This window comes from Lysinibacillus irui, from assembly GCF_028877475.1.
Lineage (GTDB): Bacteria > Bacillota > Bacilli > Bacillales_A > Planococcaceae > Lysinibacillus > Lysinibacillus irui.
Window position 1 is genome coordinate 3165507 of sequence record NZ_CP113527.1, and the last position, 15689, is coordinate 3181195.

Genomic DNA, 15689 nt, shown 5'->3' on the forward strand with positions numbered 1-15689 from the left:
ATTCCTCCCATTCATTTATGGAAATGGATGCGGTGTCTTTTCTATCCAGTCTTTATCTAACTTCCCTTTCTTCTTAAACTGAATAGCCTTTTCAATACGCTGATTTACGACTCGTCTATTTTGATGTCCAAAGGTCATCGTCAGCATACCAGGTACTATATATTTTACGTTCACAAATCCTGCAGAAAATAAATTCGGATTCTCTGTCTTAGCCCGATAAGCTTTACCAGAGATGATGACCAATTGCTCTTCAAGCGCTCGAACAACCTCTAAAAATTTCCCTTGATATGTTGTATACCCTGCTTCTAATTGCTCGAAGGAAGAAACCATTTCAGTATCTAATGCAAATTTAAATGCATTTTTCATTTCCTTATTTGAATAAAGAAGCAAATGGTCTTCCAACCTGTGAACGGATTGAGGATTCTTCAACAATTGTCTTTTTCTAGTCTGATATTCCTGATTATTGAATACATTTGTAAAAACAGTAATCGCTGTTGTAGCCTCAATCAATGCTCGTTCTATAGACTCTTCCAAGTCAAAAGAGGCAGCTGCAGCTGTATAGAAGGCCATTTCATTTTCCTTAGGCTCCTTCTTTTCTAATAACACCCAGATTGTCGGGATTCTCACTTCCATAGATATATCAAACAAATGAACACGGATATCTTTTCGCTTGAGAGATTCTAGATAAGCCTGTATTTTTGTAGAATAAATGCTTGATTCATCAATTCTGACAGGTGGAATCTGTCCATACCATGTAGCTAAAAAAGCATCTCTTTCAATTAGTTCTAGCATCGCATGCAGACTCGCTTCAGCCTCTGTTGAACCGAGAGCACTACCATTGGAGCTTTCATAAATATATCTCTTTTCATCAGAAACAACATGAGAATTGTAATAAATCAACTGCTCGGGAATTAAAACTTCTTTTTCACTGTGCAATGCCCAAACTTTTTCATAGTTTAAAGGCTGATCTTCTGTATAATTCTCTGGATTACCATAATCGCATTGTGTCATTACTTCACTCAGCGTAAGATCAATAATTTCACAATCCTTTTCTCGTATCGCGTTTTTTTGTTTTTTATAAGGAAACGCTGTAGCATAACGCTCCAACGATTCCAGAATAGAAATATATTTTGATTTTTCAAAAGTCCCTGTTCGACCATAGGAAAGCATTGAAATCCCCTTATACAGTACCTCGGTCTGTACCATCGGTGTCCCATAGGAATCTCCTGAACGCGTTAATGCATTCACAATCGACGATGGATGCGCATAGATTAACCTCTTGTTTTTTTCAATTTTCTCCCGAACCTTTTCAAAGCTCAGTTGTCGGTTATCTTTTGGATCGAAAATCGTATCCAATTCAATGGGCTGATTCGAACTTGTGTTTACATTACACTCACAATCTCCTCGCTTGAAGGTTGCTTTCGCCTGAATTTCCAATGTATCCCGATTGAGCTCATATAGGAACGGTTCATTACTTTTTTCAAGCTTCTGAACAAGCATAGCGATTAATTCAGATTCTAGCTGGTTTGGCTGATCCTCTAGCCAACCGAAATACTGTTGATAGCATTTTAATTCTTTTGTTCGCTCTTTATAGCAGTTGAAACAAAAGGAAGAGTCATTCTGTGATGAATGAATAAAAATATACTTTTGGTTTATCAGAATTGTAGTAGCTGCAATTGTTTGTATGGACATTACTCCACCTCCAAAAGTTCATATTCAAAACCATTTTCATCGAGAATTTTTCCCACAGTAGTCTGCTGTCCGCTTACTTGTTTTTCTTGAATAGATATGTTCCAATTTAAAGAACCATCTTCCTTGAATCGGAACTCATTTAAATCTACAGATTTAAAGAATGACTCTTTGACAGATACATCGTTTTTATACATACTAATCCAAGTCAGTATGACTGTTGTCAGCTGAGCAGCTGTTCTTACAGGGATTTGGAAAATTAGTGTCTCTGAATCGTTATTTACAACATATAAGTAATACCCTCCACCTACACAAGACTGGAGATAGAAATTTACTGATAGCTTTTCTTGATTCAGTAAACTACTGATAAGGTCGGATTCCTCTAACTCATTCAAATCTAATCTGAAAAGTTCTCCTGTCTTATCGTGTTGGGTACTATATATGATTTTTTCCTGTTGCTTCAGTAAAAGTTCTTTTGAATAACTGTTTTTTAGGATCTCAAGAAATGCTGCTTCTGCAAGAAATTGTGCCAGCCTTTCATAAGAAATATCTGCGAAATAGTAATTTTCTTCGTCCTCTGTTTGTACGGTAATAACCTGCAATGGAGATTGGTTGTAATTGAAATATGCTTTATCATTATTAAAGGAAACGATCTTTGAATCATATTTCTTTACAAAGATTTCAAGCGAATTAAAATTCTTTATAGCGTCTTGATGCGTCCGTCCAGAAAATTGATAATCCACTTTTTCAATTCCGTCAAAAGCCACTTTTCTTTCAACTTCCATCATAGTATTTATATTGAATACAGGGGAATTTTTACCAATAGCAGATATAATGGCGCTATAAAATAGGAAACCTGACAGAAGTTTCTCTGAAATATCCTCTGCTGATACCTCTTCAAAATTCCTATGGTTTCTTGTTGAAACCCAGATTCTTTCTCCTTTTTTTCCAATATGATATTTTGCAACAATTTTTCCATCTGTCAGAACTTCAATATTCTCTACATTTGTAATTTCACTTTTAATTTGATTCTCTTCCAACAATTCTTTTAGGCAAGTTGCACCAAAAAACGATTGGGGAATATTTACACAGATTTTTTCAATTTCTTTTAGACCTTTTTCCACGGATAGACAATGCTCTTCTACCCATGGCAAATAGATACTGCTTTTGTGAATGTTATAGATTTCCGGATCAACCAGATAAAAAATATGTTTTTCTATAAGAAACTGAGTCAATTTCCTATAGCGCATAAACTCTTCAAACAGTTCTGTTTCTTCACTTCCTTGGTATGCCTTACTAATCAAAGAAGTAATGTTTTCATATTCAGAAACGCTCAATTTTAATTTTATTTTTTCGTTTGGCCCATATATAAATAAATCTGGTTCATTATAGTGATATCGAATATTTCTTCTAGCTTTAATAATCATAATAATCACTCCTTCTTGTTGTTGAGCTTAATAACAACTAATGAAATAATGAGGAGAGCCGAAGCGTAACCAACCGAAATTAACATATCTTGATTAAGTTCAAATGACTGATTCCAAACAGAAATATATATGTTATTTAAATGATAGAACGGATTCGCATAAGATACATATTGAATAAAATTAGGCAGACTCTCCACAGGAACAGAAAAGCCACCAGTAAACATAACAATTTGGAATAAAACAATAGAAATAATTAATGCTGTTTTTACTTCTTTGAAATTTGAATAAATGGCATGAGAATAAACCAACATTACTGCATTGATAAGCAGCAAGCTTAGATATGAAACCAAAAAGTTAACAATAGAAAGTTTCAAATCATAAACAAGAAGGCCAATTAATGTTATTAAGAAAAATCCTGCAGTTGCAATAATGAATGACTTAGCAATACTGGACATTAAAAGAATTTTATCTGTTATTGGTGTAATGAAAAGCCTTTTTTCAATCCCAGCTGCACGATTCATTACCTGATCAAAACCAAAGGCAAAAAATACTACTGAAAAGCTAATTAGGACAATAAACGATGGCGTATACACTTGAACATAGTTCATTCCACCACTATAGGTAGCATTACTGAACATTTGTCCCATTAAAATATATGTTACGGGTGGTACAAAAACTGTGAATACTAAATAGAATAGCTCTCTGAAGAACATCTTTAAGTCATATTTAATTTGCGTTAATAACATATTTATTCCTCCTTATTTGGCAATTTTATCAAGATAGAAGCTATTAATTGATTTATGACCGGATTTCAGTATATTTTCAGGAGTATCAAATACTTCTGTTACACCGTCATTAATGAAAAGAACTTTATCACAGTAAAGTTCGATTTCGTCCATGTAATGCGTTGATAAAATCACTGTACTGTCATTTTTTTTAATATAGCCAGTAATGCTTTCCCATAAAATGTTTCGCATATGTGGATCCAGACCAGTTGTCGGTTCATCTAAAATAATCAAACGTGGTTTTGAAGAAAAAGCAATCGCAAGGCTAACCTTTTGTTTCCATCCTCCTGATAAGTTATCAAAAAACGTATTTAAATGCTCTTGTAGTTCAAATTCTTCTATAATTTCTTTTAAATCTACTTTGCTCCCATAATAGGAACGGAAAAGATCTAGTAATTCTTTTACTTTTAATTTTTTATAAAACTGTGTTGGCTGAAGTACAGCTGAAATATTACTTTTGATTTTTCCCAAATCAGCTTGATCAATTTCCTTCAGGTTATTACCAAAAACAACGACCTTCCCGTCATTATAATCTTTAATCGTCATTAAAATTTCCAAGAATGTCGATTTCCCAGCACCGTTTTTACCGATAACACCTATAATTTCACCTTTTTCAGCAGTAAAGTCTATTCCTTTCAAAACAGCTTTTTTTCCATAATTCTTTGTTAATTTTTCTACCTTTACATTATAGTTTTGCATGGTTCACCCTCCTAATTGTCAATCGTATATTCAACAACATATTCTTTAAGCTTATTTTCAAATTCAGGTAACACCTCTTCGATATAAAACATAGGATCTTGATTTTCTTCATGTATAATTTCATTAATAAAATGTTTGAATAATATTGGTACTGTGATATCAATAAACAATGGCTTCATTGCAGAGATTTCTTCACCCCTACGGTATTTCTTTAAAAAGAATGTTTTAGGTAAATGCTTATTTAAAAAATAGTCATTAATAAGTAAATACAGCTCTAATTCATTTGAAGCCTCTTTGTTTATATTTGCAAAGTCTTCAAGTTTTAAATTCCACTTCTTTCTGTACATCACAATATTTTCAAATATTATTCTTGGCATATCACTTCTTTTTTTCAGGAAATAATTAATATCAAAATTAATTCTCCCGCTTTGAAACAGAAGTAGTAATACAGATAGAACACCTGGGAGAAAGACTGGAACTAATGACGATTTGTAGGCCACCTTCGCTTCTTTCTTTTGATGATCAAGCACTTTCAGTTTTTTCGTTTGCTCATCATATTTAACGGAAAATTCAGATATACTCGGATGCCCTACATCATGAAACCTCTGATTTCCAAATTCCAAATTCAATTTTTGATCATAATATCTATCATGAATTCCACCATTAAAACCAAACAGCTCTGTCACTTCATAATAATTCTTCTCATAATAATTTTTTTGAACATATTCTTGATATAGTAAATCGTCATTCAAATTCTCAAAAAAGTCTTTAAATCTAGATAGAAATTTTTCCTGACCATCATAAATATCGTTTAAAATTACTTTGTCCTGAAAAAGTTGATAAAAAAACGTCATACTAAATTCATTGCCGTATTTAATATACTCAGGAATTTTTTTAGAAAATGGTTTGATAAGTTCTTGAAAATCTATTTCTTTAGTGTTATTTTCATCTAAGTATTGAGAAAAGAATGCCTTGAATTCATCTCTAAGATCATCCAAAATCTTTATTTCAGGGGCAATTGCTTCATCATAGCGGTAATCCATGTCTTGGAAATAAGGGAAGAAGTATCTCAATTTTTCAAAGAATACGTTGTTTAATAAATTGCTGTCAGATAAACTGGTTTCTGAATCCCCATATAATTTCTTATAAAGCGCAGCAACTTCATATTGCACACGAATATTCACATCAAACAACAGTAAGAATGCTGTAATTTCTTCAAAAAAATGATTAGAAAATTTATTTTCAATATCTTTAAGACTGCTCTTATTATTTTGAGCATCAAACAATATATCTTCATAAAGAATTTCTGTACCAAAATTCGGAATGTTTTCACTCAAATTTTTAATAACATCCTCAATTTTTTTCCAAAGAACTAACCGCTCATTAGTACCTGCCTCCTCGAACTTCTTTTTTAATTCATTCATAAACTGAAGCTGGAGTGATAGATCTTCACATATGCCCTGTTCTTTTAAATAGGTAATCATTTCTTCAACAAGATTTCTTTTAGCATTTACTGTAATTTTTTGAACTAATATTTTTGTGGAAACAAGTCTTTTAAATACATCCAACTCGTGTTCCGAATATAGTTCATTTTCTCTAAGAAATTGAGCAAAGTCTTTATAAAATATCGTTTGACCCTGATTTTTCTTTAGAAATTGAATTACTTCTTCCGCAATTCCCATTTCAACCAGCTTATCTCTTGTTTCATATATTTTCTTAGATTGCGGAACATTTTCTTGAGTAACATAGAAAATCTTGGAGTCTCTTTGGCCAAATTTAGAAACATGGACTGGAATTTTTTCTAATGCTTCTTTATCCGAACGAATGATTTCCAAAAATATTCTAAAAAGTAACGCATGGTTCAATTCAATGTTTGCTTTCTTTTTAATTAAAAATCGATTTCCAGAGGAGCCCGTTTGAGTAAGATAAGAAAACGGACTAGTTTTCATTGAGCTACGCATTAACAAATTGATAATAAAATTATCCAACTTTTTTTCTTTTTTATTATGTGTCTGTACAGGTTTTGATAAGTATTTTTCAATGTTCTTATAAATTGTTTGATTGAAAAATAAAACTGTCTTTTGCAATTGGTCATTTGCTATTTCTCGCTGAAGAATCTCTCTTGATTTCACTACCGCCTCTTCATAACTTTGTTGCAGCATTTCTTGATATAAATCTAATTGATTTAAAAGTTCTACTAGACGACTCAACAGAATGGGTCCTTCGTATTTCTTTAAACGAACACTGCGTAAATTATGAACATCCCGTTTCAAATTCAATAATTTTGGATCCTTTTGCAAAGAAAATTCTTCTTCGATTTGACTAACTACATTTTCCTTCTCTCTTTCAATTTTTTCATGAATTTTGTTAATATCGTCTATAAATGTATGAATTTCCTTTGCTTTATCTCGCATTTCAAAATACCACTGATCAGAGGTATTGGTTCCTCGATAAACGCTAAATGGATTTTGAGTAACTGTTATAGTCAAGATTTAACTCCTCCCTCCAAGTCTTCCCTTTATTTTTTTCTACTTCTCTGTACGCCATATAAATATACTTTTGCTTCTTCAAAGCACTAATATTAAAATAAGGGAGTATTAAATACAGCAAATTTACAGTAAATCGATAAGCCGTTGCTTCGGGATTTTCCATAAAATTATTTCTTTTTGAATAGCCAACAAAATTCCTATGAAAATCATTTTCAAAATTCTTCTCTAATTCCTCAATCGTACGAGCCAATTCCGCTTTATAGTGATCATCTATTAATTCATCCATCTGGCTTAAACAACATCCATAAAACTCCGAAAAATACTCAAACCATCTATTAATTAATTGTGAATGTGCTTGCTTAGAGTCCTTAAAACCCGTTTGTTTTTCTAAATAAAGTGCCTCAAATGATTTTTCGGTATAAGGTTTCTTTTGCTTGGCTGAAAGCTCAAAGAAGCCTTGAACATGCGAGACAAATGAAAGGTAACCTTTATTGTTATTTTCTTCATGATAAATATCTGAGACCCTTGAAAAAATAAGTGGGAATAGCTCCTCAATGCTTACATTTTGCGTTTCTAGATATTTTCTGGTATCTAGTAGTAGTTGGTAATGTCTGAATCGTTCATCCACATATAAGCTAGTTATACTTTCATTATGAAAATGAAAAGAATATGGAAAGATGTCTATTTCACCATGTTCTCGAATCACTCGTTCATTTTTCTTACTCTCCAAATTTGAAATCAATTGGAAACTTTGATGATATTTTTTCTTTACTTTTTCAATGTACGATTTGTCTAAGGGGTTTTCTTCAATGAGACGGCCGACTCTGTTTTCCAAAGATGTATACTCAGAATCCAATATTTTATTTTTTGTAATCAACTGAATATGTGGCCCGCCTTCCCAGCCTTTTGAAACAAAATATGGAGTACCTTTCCACATATCATCAATAAGTGATAGCAATGATTGTTCTAATGTACTGTCATAGTTATATATACAGGTTTGATACACAACAACACATCCTTACCTTTATGTAATTTTTCTAAAAGGCAATAATCTACTCGAAAAATTAATTTTTTCACTCTTCTTTAGTATAATCAGGCGGTTGTCACAATTCTTTGTTTCAACCGCCTGATAATTATAGTCAAGTCATTAACAAGAACCACAGCACGATGTTGAGCCGCATGTAGACGATGCTGAACAGCTTGTTGAGCCACTGCTAGCTGTTGTCTCTGGAATCGCTGATACTTCATCAAGATCTAATAGTTCTACTTCTAAATCGAATTCTTTTGTATTTACTTCCTTAGTATTCATTGGTTTTGTCATCATTTGTTCCTCCTATAGAATAGTAATTTTTTTGTTTATATTGTTTTACAAAACTGACTCTTGACCTTCAATAACTATTAACAAGAACCGCAGCATGATGTGGAGCCACATGTTGACGATGCCGAACAGCTTGTTGAGCCACTGCTAGCTGTTGTTTCTGGAATGGCTGACACTTCATCCAAATCTAATAGTTCTACCTCTAAATCAAATTCTTTTGTGTTTACTTCCTTAGCATTCATTGGTTTTGTCATCATTTGTTCCTCCAGTTCAAAAGTAATTTTTTGTACATCTTTTCCTTCAAAAACTGACTCTTAGCCTTCTAGATGATTATTAACATGAACCGCAGCATGATGTTGAGCCGCATGTTGATGATGCCGAACAGCTTGTTGAGCCACTGCTAGCTGTTGTTTCTGGAATGGCTGATACTTCATCCAAATCTAATAATTCTACTTCTAAATCAAATTCATTTGCATTCAGTTCTTTTTCTCGTAATTCTTTTGGCATCTTTTTTTCTCCTTTCATTTTTACTACATACATAACATAACCCGAGACTTCTACAGTTTTTCATTTCATTCATACAAACCGCTCCTCAATACTTAAATGTCCTAAGTATCTGATTTAGGTGTTATATTTTCCTTCCTAACTGTCATCAAAATACCATGTGACTTCACTTGTTTTATAAGTTCAGCTGTTTTGAAGAGACTGATGGTTTCATGATTCCGACTTCCATTTGTCCTGAACGATAGCAATATAAACATTATTGTTTCAAATTAAAATACCCGCTTAAGAATTTTTCTTAAGCGGGACGGTATGTTTCTCTTTAAGAATGATGAATGAATTATACTATCGTTGGAGCTAATAAACCTAAACCGAACATTGTTTGACTCCGATGAGAATGTATAGAAACTTTTCATTTTCTATCTTTTTCCAATATATTCTCAAAAAAAGAAAAGCGCTTCAAACCCTTGAGATTAAAGGATTTGAAGCGCTTTTCAGTTGGTTCAAGCTTATTCTATCTGAACCTTTTGACGTCCCAGGAGGGATTCGAACCCCCGACCGACGGCTTAGAAGGCCGTTGCTCTATCCAGCTGAGCTACTGAGACATGATGTCGTTTCTTATGTATTCCATAGGAAGGACAATATTTATTATATGTACTTTATAGCATAATGTCAACATTAATTTTACTATGTAGGCAAGGTTTGCCTCATATTTTTTATCATATGCTGTGATAGTATCAATTATACCATCTCTTCACCTTCTAAAGGGACGAATATAAAAAATTTTGCTACACTATTTGCGATAAAAACTTGGAGGTATGTTTGATGTTTAAGGATTCAGTTGTTATTGTCACAGGTGGTGCACAGGGGATTGGGAAAGGTATTGTTCATGCCTATGCACGACAGGGAGCAAAAGTAGTGATTGCCGATTTAAATGAAGGGCTTGGTCAACAATTAGAACAGGATCTGCTTGCTAAAGGCTACTCTGTATTATTTGTTCACACGGATGTGACGAAGGAAGAGGAGATCGTTCATTTAATGCAACGAGCTGTTGAGCAATACGGGACGATTCATATTTTAATTAATAACGCTGGAAAGTTTCAGCATAAATCTCCTTATGATGTGACGTTTGAGGAGTGGAGTGATCTTTTGCATACGAATTTAACGAGTACCTTTTTTTGTGCAAGAGAGGCAGCAAAGGTGATGAGACACAATGCGAAGGGTGGTGCGATTGTTTCATTGGCTTCGACGCGAGCGGAAATGTCTGAGCCTGATACAGAAGCCTATGCGGCTACAAAAGGTGGAATTGTGGCATTAACCCATGCTTTAGCCCGATCTTTAGGGCCTGATCAGATTACTGTGAATTGTATTTCGCCTGGTTGGATTGAAACGGGCGATTATGCAGCTCTTCGTCCAATAGATCATGCGCAGCATTTGTCGGGAAGGGTTGGTGTACCAGAGGATATCGCACAGGCTTGTCTCTATTTAACCAATCCGCAGAATAATTTTGTGACAGGCATTAATATTACCGTTGATGGTGGTATGACCAAAAAGATGATTTACGAAGAGTAATCATAATCTCCTTTACTTTCTTGTTCTTCATACTTAGAGATTGTGCGGAGTATGCTACTGTAGGAGAAAAAACAAGAAGGAGTGAAGCCTTGTACCCCTATTCAAATGGTTTTACTTTAAGCCAGCTGTACCAAGGTCCCTATGGTCAATATACGGCACCGATTCGACACATTTTAAATTCCAATGATTATCGTCGTTGTATCAGTAAAAACGAAGCAGATTTTATGGCCATGAATCGCTTACTCTGGATGGAGCATGTGAATTGGACACGGATGACGATCATCAGCATTGTCTTTAATTTACCTGATTTACCTTTTGTGCAGCAGCGTTTGCTACGAAATGCAACCGATTTAGGGAATTGTCTACGGCCCTTTTACGGTGACTCTGTAGCAGATCGCTATGCGGCCTTAATTAAGGAGCATTTACTTATTGCTGCACAATTAGTAACAGCAGCTGCTAAAGGAGATGCTTCAACAGCGGAAGTGAAAGAAAAAGAATGGTATCGCAATGCAGATGATATTGCCATATTTTTGCATACAATCAATCCTTATTTAAGTAGAGAAGCTGTACAAAAAATGTTTTATACGCATTTAGCTTTAACGAAAAATGAAGCGGTGACGATGATACAAAAAGATTATCAAGCAGATGTAGAGGTTTTTGATGAAATTGAAGCAGAGGCACTTGCGATGTCTGATATGATTGCCAGCGCCATTGTGATGCAATTTTGTTACCTCTTTTAATTACGTAAGCTTTTTATGTTCCATTACTGGTGGGAAAACTCTAGCCACCTTGTTCTTGGCATAATGGGCAATAGGCTCCATATGTTGAAAAGTTTTTTTCATAAAGGAAGCGAGTGAATTGCTTTGAATGGTTACTCTGGCTCGTTGCAACTCCCAAGGTGAGTGGTGGATATCAATACGAAGCAGTTTATTGTTGTATTTTGACCATGAATGATAACGTTCTACGATCCAGTGATCAAAATTCGTGGCTGTATGATCCCCCAATGTAAAAGTAACTTTTAATCTTTCATCACATGCCTTGTAATGGCTTGTATAAGAAAAGTGATGATCAATTTGTTTGCCTACTAATTGTGAATAACGATATGGTAAGCTCCCGATTGCCGTTACCTTTGATAGTAAATAATTAGTCACATCTAGATGAAAAAAATAGATTCCTTTCCTACCGTTATACTTGACATATGTTCGGACATTCAACTGTAAATAGTTATTCATGCCAGGGATGGGCGGTAGAAAGCGAAGTCGATGTCGATGAACTTTAAAAAGGACAGCACTAAGCCAAGCATTCTCTTCAAAGAGATCGAGCTGTAACTCATTCGGTATATATTTTTGTAGTTCTTGGGGAGATATAGGCCAATGTAAGAATAATACATCTTGCCATGTTTGTGTCATCATCCACATAATAAAACTCCTTTCTAACGACTAGTTTTTCCTAGAAAGGAGTTATTCAAACAAACGAACTATTTATCTTGCTCAGCAGATTCTATTTCAACATAACGATAATATAAATTACGTAATTCAGATTCTTTATACAAACCTAAATGACTTTTGTATTGGGGATGTACCATTATCCCCTGTGCTCGTAATTTTTTGACAAACCAACCTTTTGAATATTGATGCACCGAACCCATTCTCCTTTATCTTTATTCATACATAGGGTATGCACTTGAATTCTTGAGGGTGCCTTTGTGCAATAAAAAAAGAGAGGCGGTATCCTCTCTTTTTTAAGTGCCACAAAAAGTGCGATATGGTTGACTACACGATTCAGGCAGTGAAGCATAGTTCTGTTGCTCTTTTGTATGGGCGTAGGGCTGCGCAAGGACTTTTAATAAGTTGTTCATCACACTATAATCCCCTCGTTCTACTGCCGCTTCTAATGCCTCTTCTACTCTGTGATTGCGTGGAATAACAGCAGGATTATGCTGTTGCATTACTTGTTGTGACATTTCTTTCGTCTGCTGCTGCCTCTCTAATCGCGCTTGCCATTTTTGATACCATTCTTTAAAAGCTGATGCAGTAAATAACTCAGATTCATTTACCTGGTCAAATGTTAACGCGATAAATGTATTTGTATAGTCTGCTTTGTATTGTTGCATGAGCTGCAAAAGTTCTTCAATTAATGCTGCATCCTCTTGTTCTTCAGTAAATAATCCTAGCTTAGCACGCATCCCCTTCATCCAATTTTGAGTATACAGCTGGGGATATTGTTGCAGAACATCCTGTGCCAGTTGAATAGCTTCCTCCTGATCTTCATGAATTAAAGGGAGTAACGCTTCAGCCAAGCGTGTGACATTCCAGCCACCTATATTTGGCTGGTTGCCATAAGCATAACGACCTTGATGATCAATTGAGCTAAATACTGTCGCTGGATCATAGGTGTCCATAAACGCACAAGGGCCATAATCAATCGTTTCACCACTAATCGTCATATTATCTGTATTCATCACACCATGGATAAAGCCAACTAATTGCCACTTAGCTATAAGAGACGCTTGTTTTTTGATTACTTCCTGTAGTAAATAAAGATAACGATTTTGGTCTCCTAAATCTGCTTGGAAATGTCGCTCTAATGCATAATCAGCTAAGAGCTGAAGCTCCTCATCCGTCCCCCAGTTTGCGGCAAATTGAAAGGTTCCTACACGCAAATGGCTACTGGCAATTCGTGTGACAATCGCACCTGGCAATTCAGTTTCACGCATAATCGTTTCACCGGTAGTCACGACTGCTAAACAGCGGGAAGTAGGAATTCCTAACGCGTACATCGCCTCACTTATAATATACTCCCTTAACATTGGACCCAATGCAGCTCTTCCATCACCACCACGAGAATAAGGTGTTCTACCGGAACCTTTTAATGCGATATCATAGCGTTCATTATGGGGGGTTATTTGTTCACCATATAGCAGCGCCCGACCGTCACCTAGCATATTAAAATGACCGAATTGATGTCCTGCATAAGCCTGCGCAATTGGTTCGCCACCTTCTGGGATTTTACTACCAGCCAAAATGGCTACTGCCTCCTCATCTTGTAAAGCTTCAATGTCTAGGCCAAGTGATGTTGCTACTGCTTCATTAAGCAACACCAGTTTTGGTGAACGTACAGGATTTAATGAAATGTCGGAATAAAAAATACTTGGTAGTCGAACATAACTATTATCAAAATGCCAGCCAATTGTCTTTTTCATGATGTCTCCTTTGGTTCCTTTTGAGTTTATTTTTTCTATTTCATCATCTTTCATTCATAGACAATTTTACCACTATTCATAGTCAATATAAAAATCCGCAATAACTTCGGAAGTCTTGCGGATTCATTTCCTCTTATTTTCTTTGAAATGTATGACTAGCTATACATTGGTGATCGTCAGTCCAGAATGCCACTTTAAAAGTAGAAGCCTCTATTTCCACAATAGCAAAGCTTTTCTCTTTGCGACCACGTGGTTTTAATAAGCTTCCAGGATTTAAAAATAAAATATCATCTATCATTTCAGCACCGAGGATATGGGAATGACCAAAGCACACAATTTGTGCATCTAGCTCTTTAGCCCGATAGGATAATGAAAGAATGGAATTTTTCACATTGAACAAATGACCATGGGTGATAAAAATCCTTACGTCATTATTCATGAAAATTTCTTCTTCTGGATAAGCCTTCTCATGATCACAGTTCCCACGTACTTTTATCATTCCCGCTAATGACTCATGCGCGAAAGGAAGTTCACTATCTCCACAATGAATCACAGTGTCTATTTCTGGATAAAAACCCTTTACTCTTTCAATGACTTGGCTGTCACCATGTGTATCACTCATAACAAGTATTTTCATGGATATCACCTCTTATTTTATAAGATTCGGTAATTGCTCCTTTAACTTGCGAATGGCATTGCCACGATGAGAAATTGCTCCTTTTTCTTCTGGAGAAAGCTCTGCCATCATACGGTTTAAGCTTGGTACGAAAAAGATAGGATCATAACCAAACCCGTTCGTTCCACGTTTTTCATGTGCAATGACACCTTCACATGTACCAAAGACCGTTGTTGTTGCAAATTCGGGACCTGCTATAGCAATGCAGCAGCAAAAACGTGCTGTACGTTTATCATCTTCGACCCCTTGTAAATTTTCTAATAGTTTTATCATGTTTGCTTCATCATCATGATCGCCAGCATAGCGAGCAGAATACACGCCTGGTTCACCATTTAAAGCATCTACTGCTAAACCACTATCATCAGCAATCACAATCGTACCAAGCTCTTTTGCTAAGGCTTCTGCTTTTAAGATTGCATTTTCTTCAAACGTTGTCCCTGTTTCTTCTATTTCCATTTCTGGTGCCACTTCAAACATTGTTACTACTTCATAACCAAGTGGTCCAAATAATGCTTCGAAATCCTTTGCTTTTCCTTTATTTTTCGTTGCGATTACTACTTGTTTCATATTATTGATTCCCTCCAACCTTGTTTGCTAGTTCACCAAGTGTTGTTTTTTGGAGCTCTACTAATTGCTGAATGCCCTTTTCACCTAACGCTAACAATTCATTCAGTTCTTCACGGGAAAAGGTTGCTTCTTCGCCAGTTCCCTGTAATTCAACAAATCGCCCTGCACCTGTCATCACAATGTTCATATCAACAGCAGCAGCTACATCTTCAACATAATTTAAATCTAAAATGGCACCCTGCTCTTCTACGATACCTACACTAGTTGCTGCTAAAAAGTCTGTTACTGGGAATTTCTCGAATGGCTTTTCTTCAGCAAATTTAGCAATAGCTTGTGTCATGGCAACAAATGCACCTGTAATGGATGCTGTACGAGTGCCTCCATCTGCTTGAATGACATCACAGTCAATCCATACTGTACGTTCTCCCAATGCTTCTAAATCCACTACAGCACGCAATGAACGCCCAATTAAGCGCTGAATTTCCATCGTACGTCCATTGACTTTCCCACGAGAAGATTCACGAGGTGTACGTTGAGCTGTTGCACGAGGGAGCATTGAATACTCAGCAGTAATCCATCCTTTTCCTTGCCCACGTAAAAAGCCAGGTACTTTGTCTTCAATTGTAGCTGTGCAAATTACTTTTGTGTTTCCCACTTGAATCAATACGGAGCCTTCTGGATGTAAAAGATACTCACTATCCATTTTTATCGGTCGTAGCCCGTCTGCATTTCTTCCATCGAATCTTGTCATATATTTCGTTCCT

General features: G+C 35.5%; 17 protein-coding genes and 1 tRNA gene. 2 read left to right on the plus strand and 16 right to left on the minus strand.

What is annotated here, in order from left to right:
- Nucleotides 1-15 precede the first annotated feature (15 nt).
- The 10 genes from OU989_RS15960 to OU989_RS16005 all read right to left on the minus strand — a co-directional run bounded on the left by OU989_RS15960 (nucleotide 16) and on the right by OU989_RS16005 (nucleotide 9513).
- Nucleotides 16-1692: a YcaO-like family protein gene (locus OU989_RS15960; protein WP_274793996.1), complete on the minus strand. Its 1677-nt coding sequence runs from the start codon at nucleotides 1690-1692 to the stop codon at nucleotides 16-18.
- Nucleotides 1692-3116 (minus strand): hypothetical protein, encoded by a 1425-nt coding sequence (locus OU989_RS15965; protein ID WP_274793997.1) that lies wholly within the window; start codon nucleotides 3114-3116, stop codon nucleotides 1692-1694. Before OU989_RS15965 ends, OU989_RS15960 begins: the two co-directional genes overlap by 1 nt.
- 5 nt (nucleotides 3117-3121) lie before the next feature.
- On the minus strand, nucleotides 3122-3862 hold the full coding sequence (locus tag OU989_RS15970; protein ID WP_274793998.1) for an ABC transporter permease: 741 nt from the start codon (nucleotides 3860-3862) through the stop codon (nucleotides 3122-3124).
- A 12-nt stretch (nucleotides 3863-3874) separates the two neighbouring features.
- A complete protein-coding gene (locus tag OU989_RS15975; protein ID WP_274793999.1) occupies nucleotides 3875-4600 on the minus strand; it encodes an ABC transporter ATP-binding protein in 726 nt (241 codons plus the stop codon).
- 11 nt (nucleotides 4601-4611) lie between these two features.
- Nucleotides 4612-7089 carry a lanthionine biosynthesis protein gene (locus tag OU989_RS15980; protein WP_274794000.1) on the minus strand — a complete coding sequence of 826 codons (2478 nt, stop codon included), beginning with the start codon at nucleotides 7087-7089 and terminating at the stop codon, nucleotides 4612-4614.
- Entirely contained in the window at nucleotides 7058-8095 is a 1038-nt protein-coding gene (locus OU989_RS15985; protein WP_274794001.1) for a hypothetical protein, read from the minus strand. Before OU989_RS15985 ends, OU989_RS15980 begins: the two co-directional genes overlap by 32 nt.
- Nucleotides 8096-8236: 141 nt before the next feature.
- Nucleotides 8237-8410, minus strand: coding sequence for a thiazolylpeptide-type bacteriocin (locus OU989_RS15990; protein WP_312507378.1), 174 nt, complete (start codon nucleotides 8408-8410; stop codon nucleotides 8237-8239).
- A gap of 77 nt (nucleotides 8411-8487) precedes the next feature.
- Nucleotides 8488-8661, minus strand: coding sequence for a thiazolylpeptide-type bacteriocin (locus OU989_RS15995; protein ID WP_100795899.1), 174 nt, complete (start codon nucleotides 8659-8661; stop codon nucleotides 8488-8490).
- A gap of 79 nt (nucleotides 8662-8740) precedes the next feature.
- The gene (locus OU989_RS16000) at nucleotides 8741-8914 is read right to left on the minus strand and encodes a thiazolylpeptide-type bacteriocin (protein WP_100795898.1); all 174 of its coding nucleotides are present in this window, start codon (nucleotides 8912-8914) and stop codon (nucleotides 8741-8743) included.
- 525 nt (nucleotides 8915-9439) lie between these two features.
- Nucleotides 9440-9513: transfer RNA gene (locus OU989_RS16005), tRNA-Arg, on the minus strand.
- A gap of 220 nt (nucleotides 9514-9733) precedes the next feature.
- Between OU989_RS16005 and OU989_RS16010 the strand changes: the two genes are divergently transcribed.
- Nucleotides 9734-10480: an SDR family NAD(P)-dependent oxidoreductase gene (locus OU989_RS16010; RefSeq protein WP_274794004.1), complete on the plus strand. Its 747-nt coding sequence runs from the start codon at nucleotides 9734-9736 to the stop codon at nucleotides 10478-10480.
- A gap of 89 nt (nucleotides 10481-10569) precedes the next feature.
- Nucleotides 10570-11220: a hypothetical protein gene (locus OU989_RS16015; RefSeq protein ID WP_274794005.1), complete on the plus strand. Its 651-nt coding sequence runs from the start codon at nucleotides 10570-10572 to the stop codon at nucleotides 11218-11220.
- Here OU989_RS16015 and OU989_RS16020 read toward each other — a convergent pair whose 3' ends face one another.
- From OU989_RS16020 to rph, 6 genes are all read right to left on the minus strand, one after another.
- Nucleotides 11221-11898: a YqjF family protein gene (locus OU989_RS16020; protein WP_274794006.1), complete on the minus strand. Its 678-nt coding sequence runs from the start codon at nucleotides 11896-11898 to the stop codon at nucleotides 11221-11223.
- Between the two features lie 59 nt (nucleotides 11899-11957).
- Nucleotides 11958-12128, minus strand: coding sequence for a DUF2639 domain-containing protein (locus OU989_RS16025; RefSeq protein WP_274794007.1), 171 nt, complete (start codon nucleotides 12126-12128; stop codon nucleotides 11958-11960).
- Between the two features lie 93 nt (nucleotides 12129-12221).
- A complete protein-coding gene (locus OU989_RS16030; RefSeq protein ID WP_274794008.1) occupies nucleotides 12222-13682 on the minus strand; it encodes a protein adenylyltransferase SelO in 1461 nt (486 codons plus the stop codon).
- Nucleotides 13683-13815: 133 nt separating this feature from the next.
- Complete coding sequence (locus OU989_RS16035; RefSeq protein ID WP_274794009.1) at nucleotides 13816-14319, minus strand: metallophosphoesterase; 504 nt, start codon at nucleotides 14317-14319, stop codon at nucleotides 13816-13818.
- Between the two features lie 12 nt (nucleotides 14320-14331).
- A complete protein-coding gene (locus OU989_RS16040) occupies nucleotides 14332-14925 on the minus strand; it encodes an XTP/dITP diphosphatase (RefSeq protein ID WP_274794010.1) in 594 nt (197 codons plus the stop codon).
- Between the two features lies 1 nt (nucleotide 14926).
- Complete coding sequence (gene rph / locus OU989_RS16045) at nucleotides 14927-15676, minus strand: ribonuclease PH (RefSeq protein WP_274794011.1); 750 nt, start codon at nucleotides 15674-15676, stop codon at nucleotides 14927-14929.
- Between the last annotated feature and the right edge of the window lie 13 nt (nucleotides 15677-15689).

What these genes read in the sequence shown, in the direction of transcription:
- OU989_RS16030 (WP_274794008.1), bottom strand. Translation starts at nt 13,682, where the DNA reads ATGAAAAAGACAATTGGCTGGCATTTTGATAATAGTTATGTTCGACTA.
- rph (WP_274794011.1), bottom strand. Translation starts at nt 15,676, where the DNA reads ATGACAAGATTCGATGGAAGAAATGCAGACGGGCTACGACCGATAAAA.
- OU989_RS16020 (WP_274794006.1), bottom strand. Translation starts at nt 11,898, where the DNA reads ATGTGGATGATGACACAAACATGGCAAGATGTATTATTCTTACATTGG.
- OU989_RS16010 (WP_274794004.1), top strand. Translation starts at nt 9,734, where the DNA reads ATGTTTAAGGATTCAGTTGTTATTGTCACAGGTGGTGCACAGGGGATT.
- OU989_RS15995 (WP_100795899.1), bottom strand. Translation starts at nt 8,661, where the DNA reads ATGACAAAACCAATGAATGCTAAGGAAGTAAACACAAAAGAATTTGAT.
- OU989_RS16035 (WP_274794009.1), bottom strand. Translation starts at nt 14,319, where the DNA reads ATGAAAATACTTGTTATGAGTGATACACATGGTGACAGCCAAGTCATT.
- OU989_RS16025 (WP_274794007.1), bottom strand. Translation starts at nt 12,128, where the DNA reads ATGGGTTCGGTGCATCAATATTCAAAAGGTTGGTTTGTCAAAAAATTA.
- OU989_RS16000 (WP_100795898.1), bottom strand. Translation starts at nt 8,914, where the DNA reads ATGCCAAAAGAATTACGAGAAAAAGAACTGAATGCAAATGAATTTGAT.
- OU989_RS16040 (WP_274794010.1), bottom strand. Translation starts at nt 14,925, where the DNA reads ATGAAACAAGTAGTAATCGCAACGAAAAATAAAGGAAAAGCAAAGGAT.
- OU989_RS15960 (WP_274793996.1), bottom strand. Translation starts at nt 1,692, where the DNA reads ATGTCCATACAAACAATTGCAGCTACTACAATTCTGATAAACCAAAAG.
- OU989_RS15965 (WP_274793997.1), bottom strand. Translation starts at nt 3,116, where the DNA reads ATGATTATTAAAGCTAGAAGAAATATTCGATATCACTATAATGAACCA.
- OU989_RS15970 (WP_274793998.1), bottom strand. Translation starts at nt 3,862, where the DNA reads ATGTTATTAACGCAAATTAAATATGACTTAAAGATGTTCTTCAGAGAG.
- OU989_RS15975 (WP_274793999.1), bottom strand. Translation starts at nt 4,600, where the DNA reads ATGCAAAACTATAATGTAAAGGTAGAAAAATTAACAAAGAATTATGGA.
- OU989_RS15990 (WP_312507378.1), bottom strand. Translation starts at nt 8,410, where the DNA reads ATGACAAAACCAATGAATACTAAGGAAGTAAATACAAAAGAATTCGAT.